Source organism: Mitsuokella sp. AF33-22, assembly GCF_003475755.1.
In the GTDB taxonomy this organism is placed as follows: Bacteria; Bacillota; Negativicutes; order Selenomonadales; family Selenomonadaceae; genus Mitsuokella.
In genome coordinates this window covers 109,585-120,660 of the sequence record NZ_QRQA01000007.1, presented here as the reverse complement: position 1 = coordinate 120,660, position 11,076 = coordinate 109,585, and the positions used below count along the sequence as shown (strand labels likewise).

General features: G+C 59.0%; 11 protein-coding genes. 2 read left to right on the top strand and 9 right to left on the bottom strand.

Going from position 1 to position 11,076, the window contains the following annotated elements; all coding sequences use genetic code 11:
- Window positions 1–2 precede the first annotated feature (2 nt).
- From DWZ54_RS06030 to ylqF, 4 genes are all read right to left on the bottom strand, one after another.
- Window positions 3–1,532: a YifB family Mg chelatase-like AAA ATPase gene (locus tag DWZ54_RS06030; protein ID WP_118474907.1), complete on the bottom strand. Its 1,530-nt coding sequence runs from the start codon at window positions 1,530–1,532 to the stop codon at window positions 3–5.
- Window positions 1,533–1,553: 21 nt separating this feature from the next.
- Complete coding sequence (locus tag DWZ54_RS06025) at window positions 1,554–1,907, bottom strand: YraN family protein (protein WP_118474906.1); 354 nt, start codon at window positions 1,905–1,907, stop codon at window positions 1,554–1,556.
- A gap of 107 nt (window positions 1,908–2,014) precedes the next feature.
- The gene (locus DWZ54_RS06020; RefSeq protein ID WP_118474905.1) at window positions 2,015–2,794 is read right to left on the bottom strand and encodes a ribonuclease HII; all 780 of its coding nucleotides are present in this window, start codon (window positions 2,792–2,794) and stop codon (window positions 2,015–2,017) included.
- On the bottom strand, window positions 2,791–3,705 hold the full coding sequence (gene ylqF, locus DWZ54_RS06015) for a ribosome biogenesis GTPase YlqF (RefSeq protein WP_118474904.1): 915 nt from the start codon (window positions 3,703–3,705) through the stop codon (window positions 2,791–2,793). Before ylqF ends, DWZ54_RS06020 begins: the two co-directional genes overlap by 4 nt.
- Before the next feature lie 195 nt (window positions 3,706–3,900).
- On the opposite strand from ylqF, the gene DWZ54_RS06010 reads away from it, so the two are divergent.
- Window positions 3,901–4,488, top strand: coding sequence for a BsuPI-related putative proteinase inhibitor (locus DWZ54_RS06010; RefSeq protein ID WP_118474903.1), 588 nt, complete (start codon window positions 3,901–3,903; stop codon window positions 4,486–4,488).
- Window positions 4,489–4,585: 97 nt separating this feature from the next.
- On the top strand, window positions 4,586–5,965 hold the full coding sequence (locus tag DWZ54_RS06005) for a hemolysin family protein (RefSeq protein ID WP_118474902.1): 1,380 nt from the start codon (window positions 4,586–4,588) through the stop codon (window positions 5,963–5,965).
- 121 nt (window positions 5,966–6,086) lie between these two features.
- On the opposite strand, the gene ftsH is transcribed toward DWZ54_RS06005, so the two are convergent.
- The 5 genes from ftsH to DWZ54_RS05980 all read right to left on the bottom strand — a co-directional run bounded on the left by ftsH (window position 6,087) and on the right by DWZ54_RS05980 (window position 11,047).
- On the bottom strand, window positions 6,087–8,075 hold the full coding sequence (ftsH, locus tag DWZ54_RS06000) for an ATP-dependent zinc metalloprotease FtsH (RefSeq protein ID WP_233541636.1): 1,989 nt from the start codon (window positions 8,073–8,075) through the stop codon (window positions 6,087–6,089).
- A 55-nt stretch (window positions 8,076–8,130) separates the two neighbouring features.
- A complete protein-coding gene (locus tag DWZ54_RS05995) occupies window positions 8,131–8,964 on the bottom strand; it encodes an Asp23/Gls24 family envelope stress response protein (protein WP_118015759.1) in 834 nt (277 codons plus the stop codon).
- Window positions 8,965–8,989: 25 nt separating this feature from the next.
- The gene (locus DWZ54_RS05990; RefSeq protein ID WP_118015758.1) at window positions 8,990–9,820 is read right to left on the bottom strand and encodes a PHP domain-containing protein; all 831 of its coding nucleotides are present in this window, start codon (window positions 9,818–9,820) and stop codon (window positions 8,990–8,992) included.
- 25 nt (window positions 9,821–9,845) lie between these two features.
- On the bottom strand, window positions 9,846–10,106 hold the full coding sequence (locus DWZ54_RS05985; protein ID WP_118015757.1) for a stage V sporulation protein S: 261 nt from the start codon (window positions 10,104–10,106) through the stop codon (window positions 9,846–9,848).
- A 164-nt stretch (window positions 10,107–10,270) separates the two neighbouring features.
- On the bottom strand, window positions 10,271–11,047 hold the full coding sequence (locus DWZ54_RS05980; protein ID WP_199663276.1) for a TIGR00282 family metallophosphoesterase: 777 nt from the start codon (window positions 11,045–11,047) through the stop codon (window positions 10,271–10,273).
- Window positions 11,048–11,076: the final 29 nt, after the last annotated feature.

Below are 11,076 nucleotides of genomic sequence, written 5' to 3'. Positions count from 1 at the left end.
ACTCATCCGAGATCCAGCTCCGCGTCGCTCCGGAGCTTTATGGCTTCCGCCAGATGCTCCGGGGCGATTTCGTCCGTGCCGGCAAGGTCTGCAATCGTGCGGGCCACCTTGATGATGCGGTCGTACGAGCGCGCCGAGAGGTCGAATTTGCGGAAGGCGAGCTCGAGCAGGCTCTGGACGTCCGGCTTGAGCGGGCAGGTCTCGCGGATGACGGCATGGTTCATCTGCGCGTTGTGAAAGAGATGGTACGGCGCCAGGCGCTCGCGCTGACGCCTGCGCGCCGTTTCCACGCGGGCACGGATGGCGGCGGAGGATTCCGCCCGTCGCGTGGCGGAAAGCTCCTCGTAGCGGACGCGCGGCACGCGGATGTGGATGTCGATGCGGTCGAGCAGGGGGCCTGAAATCTTACGGGTGTAGCGCTTGATTTCCGTCGGCGTGCAGTCGCAGACATGACCGCCCGCCTCATCGCCGTAATAGCCGCAGGGACACGGATTCATCGCACAGACGAGGATCATGTTCGACGGGAAAGTCAGCGTCGCATGGATCCTGGCAATGGTCACAGCCCTGTCTTCAAGCGGCTGACGGAGTACCTCAAGCGTGCGCTTCGAGAATTCCGGCAGCTCGTCGAGGAACAAGACGCCATGATGCGAGAGCGTGACTTCACCGGGACGCGGCACGCTGCCGCCGCCGATCATCGCGACCATCGAGGTCGTATGGTGCGGGCTGCGGAAGGGCCGCTCGGTGATGAGACCGCCGCCCGGCGGCAGGAGGCCGGCGATGCTGTAGATTTTCGTGACCTCGAGCGCCTCCTCGCGCGTGAGCCGCGGCAGGATGGAACTCATGCGGCGGGCCAGCATGGTCTTCCCGGACCCCGGCACTCCAACCATCAGCACATTGTGCCCGCCGGCCGCCGCGATCTCAAGTGCCCGTTTCGCCTGGAACTGCCCTTGCACATCGGCAAAATCCTCCTGCCCCTGCTGCATTGCCTCTGCCTCCTCCGGCACGGCCGGCGAAAGCTCCCGCTCCCCGAGAAAGAAATCGACGGCTTCCTTCAGCGTGTGCAGCACATAGACCGCAATTCCTTCAACCAGCAGGGCTTCGTTGGCGTTTTCCGCCGCGACAAAGACCGCGCGGAGGCCCTGATCGCGTGCCGCGATGGTCATCGGCAGCACGCCGTGGACACCACGGCACTCGCCCTCCAGCGAGAGCTCCGCCATAAAAAGGCTCGTGGACAGGCGCTCGGCCGGGATGAGCCCGTAGGCAGCCAGGAGCCCCATGGCAATCGGCAGGTCAAGTCCCGGACTGTCCTTGCGGATGGAAGCCGGCGCCAGGTTGATCGTCACGTTTTCCTGACGCAGCTGCACACCGGAATTGCGGATGGCCCGGCGCACGCGTTCCTTCGATTCGCGCACGGCCGTATCCGGCAGGCCGACAATGTCAAAAGCAGGCAGGCCGGCAGCCGCATCGACTTCCACGTCGATGATAAGCCCGTCCACGCCCAGCGTAGTTCCTCCAAACGATCTTGCAAACAAACCGCTTCCCTCCTCCAGCCATCACGTTTCAAACGCACCGGGCAGATGGCGCAGCCGCCATCCCGCCGCAGCGTAAACCTCAATGACATCAAAGCGGCAGAAGCAATCCTCCCGATCGTTCTGCCGCAGGAAACAGCGTGCTGCAAAGATGATTTTCTGCTGCTTCCGGCAGCCGACGGCCTGCGCCGGCGAACCATAACGGCCCGTGCGGCGCGTCTTGACTTCCACAAAGACAAGCGTCCCGTTCTTTTCTGCCACGATGTCGAGCTCCGCTCCGCGCACGCGGAAATTGCGTGCGAGAATGCGATACCCCCGCGTTTCCAGATAAGAAGCCGCCAGCGCTTCGCCCTGACGGCCGAGTTCGTCCTTGTCCATGTCAAGCCCTCCACCGGATTCTGCTTCAGCAGACGATCCTCACACGAATGCACACGAATATTTTCTTACAATTCTTATTTTTATTATAGGCTATCCCCATGAGCACGTCAACCGCGCAGCTGCTGCACGAGAGAGCGCACGGGCTCGAACGAAACGCGATGAATCGGGCAGGGCCCGTACTTCCTGAGCGCTTCAATATGCTGAGCCGTGCCGTAGCCCTTGTGCTGCGCAAAACCGTACTCCGGATAAAGCTTGTCGTACTCGTCCATGAGCCGGTCACGCGTGACCTTGGCGATGATTGAGGCGGCAGCAATCGAAGCCGACTTCGCATCGCCCTTGATGATGGATGACGACGGCATCGGCAGATTCTCAAGCGGCACGGCATCGATTAAGACTTCCTGTGGCTGCGGCTTGAGGGCAAAGATGGCCTCATACATGCCGTTGATCGTCGCCTGATAGATATTGACGCGGTCGATGGTCGCCGCATCCACCAGCGTCGAGCTCACAGCTATGGCCTTCGCCTGAATCTCATCAAAGAGCTCCTCCCTGACCTTGGCCGAGAGTTTCTTCGAATCGTTGAGCTTCGGGATGCAGAGGTCGTGCGGCAGAATGACAGCCGCCACCGAGACGGGTCCTGCGAGCGGCCCGCGGCCCGCCTCATCGACACCGGCGACAATCTCGCGGCCTTCGGCCCAGGCCAGATGCTCATACCGGTACATGGCAAGCAGCCGTTCGTGCTCGGCCTGCGCCCGCTCATAGCGGCGCACCAGCGTCCCCACAGCCTTGCGCGAATCAGCGCGGCAAGCCGCAAGGAAGTCCTCCGTGACCTGACCTGCGGCAAAGACGGCTGTTAATTCTTTAATCGTAGAGTCCCTGACGTCCTTCATGCGTCCGCCCCTTCCTCAGCCGGTGCTTCGGCAGCAGCCGGGACCTCATCGAGCGTCACGAGCCCGAGCTTGCCCGCACGGAATTCATTGAGGACAATCTGCTGGGCTTTCTCAAGGTCAACCAAGCCGCCCTTGACGAGACAGCCGCGCTTGCGGCCGACGGCTTCCAGGAGCTCAAGCCCCGTCTCCGGCAGCTCGCCCTTGAATTTGAACCGCTCCATCAGCCGCTCCGGATAATCGCGGCGCATAACGGAGAGCAGCAGCGCAGTCACCTGCTCCCGGTCGTAAATCTCATCGTTGATAGCCCCCGTAAATGCCAGCTTGAGCCCGACCGTCTGATCCTCAAACTTCGGCCACAAGATTCCCGGCGTATCGAGGAGGTCGAGCGCTGCCCCGATCTTGATCCACTGTTTTGCACGCGTCACGCCCGGCTTATCGGCAGCCTTTGCCTTGACGGCTCCGGCCAGCCGGTTGATGAGTGACGATTTGCCGACATTCGGGATGCCGAGGATCATGCAGCGCGCCGCGCGCGGGCGCCCGCCCTTCTTGACGAAACGGTCCGTCTTCGGGCGCGCGAGTTCTTCTGCCTTCGCAACGAGCTGCTTCATGCCGCGCCCTTTCACCGAATCGATGGCCACGGCCGGAATCCCCTGAAAGCGGAAATATGCCAGCCAGCGCTTTGTGCTGGCGGGGTCCGCCAGATCCGATTTATTGAGCGCGATGAGCCGCGGCTTATCCTTGATGATCTCCGCCAGCATGGGGTTGGCGCTGCTCGCCGGAATGCGCGCATCCAAAAGCTCAATGACCACATCGACAAGCTTCAGATTCTCCTCGATGAGCCGCTGTGCCTTCTTCATGTGGCCAGGGAACCACTGTATCCCCGGCAAATCATTTCGTTCTTCTTTATCCATATATTCTTGTTCCCTTCCATTTTATGATCGATGCGTAACGTATTGTTCATTTTATTGTATCGGACTTATCGCGCCTTGTAAAGCTCAGACGACTTACTCGATTTTCGTCATTCATCATTCGAAATCCATAAGAAAACATGGTAAAATAAAAGCATCTGAACAGAAAATCCATTTGCTTCTCAAGGAGTGATTTCGATGAAACTGCATCATGCTGCATACGCATTCATCCCCGCACTGGCGCTCTGCCTCAGCGCTGTTTCGCTGCCGACGGCCTCTGCTTCTTTTGGCACGGGCATCGGCGTATCGTTCCCGGCCTCGGGCGGACACAGCACGGAGATTGTGCCTTCCTATGCGGCCTTCAGCTTCGACCAGGTCATCGAGGAACTGACCGTGGAAGAAAAGCATGGCCGTCTCGTCATGGAGCTCAAGGTCACGAACGACGGCGACAGCGATTATTCCGTCGCACACCGTGACGGACAGGTCTACGATTTCGCCATCCTCGACAAGAACAGCAAGACGCTCTACCGCTGGTCGGACGGCATGGCCTTCACGCAGGCGCTGACGAGTTCTTCCGTGTCCGCGCACAAGAGCGAGGTCTACACGGCCGAACTCGACCGCAAGAAATACCGTGAAATCAAGGACGACGCCGTGCTCGTGACGGCCTGGCTCGTCGATACACCATACAAGCTCACGACGCGCATGCCGACCAAGGTGGGCAGCTCGACGCCGGTGACGCTGCACGGCGGCATCATCATTGGCGACGGCCCCTGGTACGATGACTGAGTGCCTTGAACGGCCGGACTGACGCCAAGGCGAAATCGTGTTATAATAAAAAGAAATCTGCCGATAGACAAACGATCAAAAAGGATGTGTATAATTCTTGGATAGTACTGACGCGGGCCTCTTGCTCGTCTTACTCTTACTCTTAGTTGCTATGGACGGCTTCTTCTCGCTGCTCGAGACAGCAGTGACCGAAAGCCGGCGCGGACGTCTCGAAAAACTGGCCGAGGACGGCGATGCCGATGCAGAAGCCGCTCTCGAGCTGCTGGAGTCCCCCGAGGAAGCCCTGTCGCTCATGCAGGTCGGCATCACGCTGACCGGCATCCTCACGGGCATCACGGCGGGCGTGCTCGCCGCGCCGCTGCTTGCGGGGCTCATCTCCTTCGTGCCGCACGCCTGGGGCATTTCGCTCGTCGTGAGCATCGTCGTCATCACATACATCACGCTGCTGTTCTCGGAATTCCTGCCGAAAAAGACGGCGCTCCAGCAGCCCGAGAAGGTCCTGCTCAAATACCACAAGACGCTGCGCCGCATGATCCGCCTGGCACGCCCCCTCATCTCCGTGCTCTCCACCTCGGCCAACGGCGTCCTGCTGCTGCTCGGCGTCAACCCGCATGTCGAGGATACCGTCACGGAGGATGAAGTCAAGGACCTCATCGAACAGGGAACGGAAGACGGCACCTTCGAGAAGTCCGAGCAGGCCATGGTCGACCGCATCTTCCGCATGAGCGACCAGACGGCCTATTCCCTGATGACGCCGCGCACGCAGATGCTCTGGCTGGACCTCACGGATTCCCTCAAGCACAACCTGCGCGTCATCCGCGAGCATCCGCAGAACGTCTTCCCCGTCGGCCGCGAGAACCTCGATGATTTCTGCGGTGTCCTCTACGCCAAGGATCTCCTCAACGCCTCGCTCGAGCGCAAATCGCTCGATCTCGCACAGTACATCCGCAAGCCCATGTGCGTACCGCGCTCAATGGAAACGTTCCGCGTGCTCGAGAAATTCCGCGACACGGGCATCCACGAAGCCATGGTGCTCGATGAGTACGGCGGCGTCGTGGGGTTCATCACGCTCAACGACATCATGCAGGAAATCATCGGCGACTCGATGTCAAACGTCGAGCCGGATCCGGTCCAGTTCACGCCGCGCGACGAGAACTCGTGGTACGTCGACGGCCTCTGCTCCATCGACGAGTTCAAGGAACGCTTCGACATCGCAGAGCTGCCGGACGAGGACCACGACCATTACCAGACGATGGGCGGTTTCCTGACATCAGCGTTCGGCTACATCCCGAAAGTCGCCGAGAAATGCGAATGGAACGGCTTCACGTTTGAAGTCGTCGATATGGATCGCGCGCGCATCGACAAGATCCTCGTGACGCGCCACGAAACGCCGGACGGCCAGGACGACGCCAAAGGCGGGGAAGCGGCATCTCGCGACAAGGCAGCGGAAAAAGACTCCCTGCCCAGCAAGGCCTGAGGCTGATGGTACCAGCATCACATACGATTGCCCTGACGGCATAGAAAACGGGATGGTGACATCATATCCGGATGTCACCATCCCGTTTATTATGCTGTATTTGTGACGCTTCTCCTGCAACTCATTCCTGTTTATCAGGAGCTGCCGCTGGCGTCTCAGGTGCATCAGCAGGAGACTTTTCCCGTTTTTCCTGCTCGAGGGACTGAAGCTCTGCGGCTTTCTTCGCCTCGTCAGCTGCGTCCTTCTGTTCGTCGGCCAGCAGGCGCTTCTCGGCTTCTTCGACCTGCTGCTCCTCGCTCTCATCGCCCTTGAGGATCTTCATGAATTCCTCGCCGGTGATGGTTTCCTTTTCATAGAGGAAGGCCGCGAGTTCATCGAGCTTATCCATGTGCTCCCGGAGCAGGCGGATGGCCTTCTCATGCTGCTTGCGCACGAGCTCGACAACCCGCTTGTCGATCTGCTGCTGCGTCGCAGCCGAGCAGGTCAGGCTCGTATCGCCCCCGAGATAGCGGTTATTGACCGTTTCCATGGCGACCATGTCGAATTCCTCGCTCATGCCGTAGCGCGTGATCATCGCACGGGCCAGCTTCGTCGCCTGTTCGATATCATTCGACGCACCCGTGCTCACGAGCCCGAACTTGACTTCTTCGGCGGCACGGCCGGCCGTAAAGGTCGCAATCTTGTTCTCGAGCTCTTCCTTCGAAAGGATGTATTTATCCTGCTGCTCGACCTGCATCGTGTAGCCGAGAGCACCCGATGTACGCGGGATGATCGTGATTTTCTGGACCGGCGCCGAATGCGACTGCAGGGCCGCGACGAGCGCATGGCCGATCTCGTGATACGCCACCGTGCGCTTCTCCTTGTCGGAGAGGATGGCGTTCTTCTTCTGATAGCCGGCGATGACGACCTCGACGCTTTCCTCGAGGTCGGCCTCCGTCACCTCATGGCGGCCATCGCGCACGGCGCGCAGCGCGCCTTCATTGATGATGTTCGCCAGTTCGGCACCAGAGGCACCGGCTGCCATGCGCGCGATGGTGTGAAAATTGACATCTGCTGCCATGCGGACCTTCCGGGCATGGACCTTGAGGATATCCTCACGGCCCTGGAGATCCGGCAGCTCAACCGGCACGCGGCGGTCGAAGCGGCCCGGGCGCAGGAGCGCGGGGTCAAGGGATTCCGGACGGTTCGTCGCCGCGAGGATGATGACGCCCGTATTGCCCTCGAAGCCGTCCATCTCGGTCAGCAGCTGGTTGAGCGTCTGCTCGCGCTCATCGTTGCCCATCGCGGCTCCCGTACGCTTCTGTCCGATGGCATCGATCTCATCGATGAAGACGATGCACGGTGCCTTCTCCTTGGCCTGCTTGAAGAGGTCGCGGACCTTCGATGCGCCCATGCCGACGAACATCTCGACGAATTCCGAGCCGGCAATCGAGAAGAACGGCACGTTGGCCTCCCCGGCGACGGCCTTCGCGAGCATCGTCTTACCAGTGCCCGGAGGACCGACGAGCAGGACGCCCTTCGGCATCGAGGCACCGATGCTCGAATACTTCTCAGGATTATGCAGGTAATCGACGATCTCCGAAAGGTTTTCCTTCGCTTCATCCTCACCGGCGACATCCTTGAAGTGGATGCCCTCCGAGGACGGCACGTAAATCTTGGCCTGATTGCCGGAACCGCCGAACATCATGGAATTGCCGCCTGCGCGGTCCATGAGCTTGCGGCTCATATACTGGCCGATGGCAAAGAAGATCAGGAGCGGCAGGATCCAGGCCAGGAAGAAGCTCAGGAGAGGCGATGTCTCCTCCTTGATATCCTGTGTGAAGGTCGCACCGGATTCCTGCAGGCGTTCGGCGAGATTCGGGTCATTCATGATGCCCGTCTTGTATTTCTTGCTGTCGTCCTTCAAGGTGTAGAGAATCTGGTTCGACTGGATCTCCACATGGTCGATCTTCTTGTCGTCGATACATTCCATGAAGGTACTGTAATCCACCGGCTGGATCTGTGCCTCCTCAAAGTAAGGCTTGGCCATCTCATTGAACATCAGGATGACGAACAGAACCAGGATGTAATAAAACGCCATGGGTTTTTTCGGCGATTTTACCTCTTTCATAAGCATCTCCTCCTGTATGAAAAAGCCCCTGCGCCGACGGCTGCAGGGGCAGGAATCACGCCTTGATGTAAAGCGCTTTAACGGCGATATCCACCTCATGCACGACCATGCCGGTCATGAATTCCACCGCTTCGCGGACCTGCTGCTGTGCCTGCTGGATGAGCGTCGGGATGTGGTTCCCATACGTCAGCACGACTTCACAGGAAATGCAGATACCCTGGTCTTCCTCGCCGGCGAGCAGGTGCCGAACATGGATGCTGCTGACCTTGCTGAACGGTCCCTTCTCCATGATGACGTTGCGCACGATGGACTTGATGGCCGTATCCTCGATGCTGAGTTTGCCGTAATAGCTAAATACGGGCCGCACGATGGATTTCTCACCGAGGCGGCGCCGCCTCGTCGAGGAGCGCTTGAAAAAAGACTGCAGCGGATCGATGAGATAGCCGGAGAAATGTGGCTTGAGCTCGATAGTCGGCACGGGGATGATGTGCTTGCCCTGCTTCAGGCGGTAAAAGCGCGCCTTCTCCATCTCCGACTGCGTCGCAATATCCTCAATGTGGATGATCTTCGCGATGGCCGGCAGATGCAAAGTCTTCGTGATCTTGTGCACCATATTTTCCGAAGTGCCGAGAATCAGGATGCGGTGCGGCTTGACCGCATCGATGGCCTGGCGAACCTCTTCGGCATGCCCGGGCAGGATGAAGATGGCGCGCCGCACGGCCATGATCTTGCTTTTCTCTTTTTTGGCCGAATGACCGGCGATGATCTTGCCATCCTTGATGAGGATGCCGTCATCGATGATCGCATCGGCGTGGTTCTTGTGCGCGACGATGAGCGCCCGGTGGCTCTTGCCCGTACCACTCGGGCCTACTAATGCAATCACGTCCATCTTACTTTCTCCTTACATTCATGGTTCAGAGTTTCTGCGTCGGGCGGTAAAACTTCTCCGCGTACGAATCCTCGACGGTGAAAACACCGAGCTTGTCAGGGTAACGCGTCGGGAAGCCGTGATAATCCGAACCGCCCGAGGGAAGCAAATGGTATTCCTGGGCCATCGCCAGGTAACGCGCAGTGTCCTCCCGGTCATGGCGCGGATAGAAGACCTCGATGCCGTCGATGCCACGCTGGCAGATACTGCGCACGAGCTCATCATCGCCAACGAGCTTCGGATGGGCGAGCACCGAGACGCCGCCAGCCTCCTTGATGAGGCTGATGATCTCTTCCACCTCGAGATGATAGTGCGGCACGTAAGCCGGCTTGCCTTTCTGGAGGACGGCCTCAAAAGCCGCCTGCACCGTTGGGAAATAGCCCTTGTCCACCAGCACGCGGCCGATGTGGGAGCGGCTGATGGAGCGGCTGTCGCCGGCAATCGTCAGCACTTCCGTCTCACTGATGTCGTAGCCGAGGCCCTGGAGCTTCTCGACCATCTCACTGAAGCGCGTCCAGCGCGCCTCCGTGACCTCGTTGAGCTTATCCGCCAGCTTGGCGTAGTAAATATCGATATTGTATCCAAGAATATGAATCTCATGCAGAGGGTGATGGGCGCTGAATTCGATTCCAGGAATCAGCTTGATTCCCCGGGCCGGGTACAGGCCGTTCTCGTAGAGATGGCTGATTCCCTCCACCGTATCATGGTCCGTGATGGCCATGTAGGTCAGTCCTGCTTCTTTTCCTGCGGCTACGAGTTCTTCGGGCGTCAGTTTTCCGTCCGAATAAGTCGTATGCGTATGCAGATCGCTTGGCATCCTGAAGTCACTCCTATACTATGTTTCACCGCGGCTCAACGATGAGCTTGATGGCTGTGCGTTCTTCCCCATCGATCTTAATGTCGGTAAAGGCCGGGATACAGATGAGGTCTACGCCATGAGGTGCTACAAAGCCGCGCGCGATGGCCACAGCTTTGACCGCCTGGTTCAAGGCTCCTGCGCCGATGGCCTGCATCTCTGCACTGCCATTCTCGCGGATGACGCCCGCCAGAGCACCTGCTACGGAATTTGGATTGGATTTTGCAGAAACTTTCAAGATTTCCATATGAGCACGACCTCCTTGTTCAATCTGATGCTTGTTCTTGCACTACAAACACTTGTCATATTTACAGCCAGTATTCCTACTACTGGTCTATAATTCGTCGCAGGCCGCTCAAATCCTTCTTTTTCCTGTTATTTTCTGCACTCGGTCATTCTTCTGTGCATGTCTTATTCGTGGAGGAAAATGCGTTCGATGGACTTCGTCCGGTTCGTCGCATCATCGATCTCGACGATGACGGCACAGTAAATGCACGGTCCCTCCGCGAGGTCAAAGCGCACGGGCATCGCCGTCGTGAACTTGCGCAGGATGATGTCGGTCTTCACCCCGAGCACCGAGTCGCGCGGGCCGACCATGCCAAGATCCGTGATATAGGCTGTCCCCTTCGGCAGCAGGCGCTCGTCAGCCGTCTGCACGTGCGTGTGCGTGCCGACGACGCCGTTGACGCGGCCGTCGAGATAGAAGCCCATGGCCATCTTCTCCGATGTCGTTTCCGCATGGAAGTCCAGGAAGATGATGTCGCACTCCTGTTTCATTTCGCGCAGGAGTTCCTCGACCTTCTGGAACGGGCAGTCGAGCGGCGGCATGAAGGCACGGCCCGAGAGGTTCATGACGCCGATGTTCTTCGCCTTGAACGGATAAGAGCACCAGCCCTTGCCGGGCGTCCCCTCCGGATAATTGGCCGGGCGGATGAGAAAGGGCTCATCGTCGATGAACGAGAGCACGTCCTTCTTGTCCCAGACGTGATTGCCCGACGTGACGATGTCGGCGCCGGCGCGGTAGAGCTCATCGAGCGCCTTGCGCGTAAAGCCCTTGCCGCCTGCGGAGTTCTCTCCGTTGACGATGACGACATCGATGTTCTTCTCCTCGCGGAGTTTCGGCGTATAATTCTGGAATGTGCGGCGGCCCGGACGGCCGATGACATCCCCTACCAGCATGATTCGCAATATGATCTCCTCTTTTCTCTTTTGCCGCG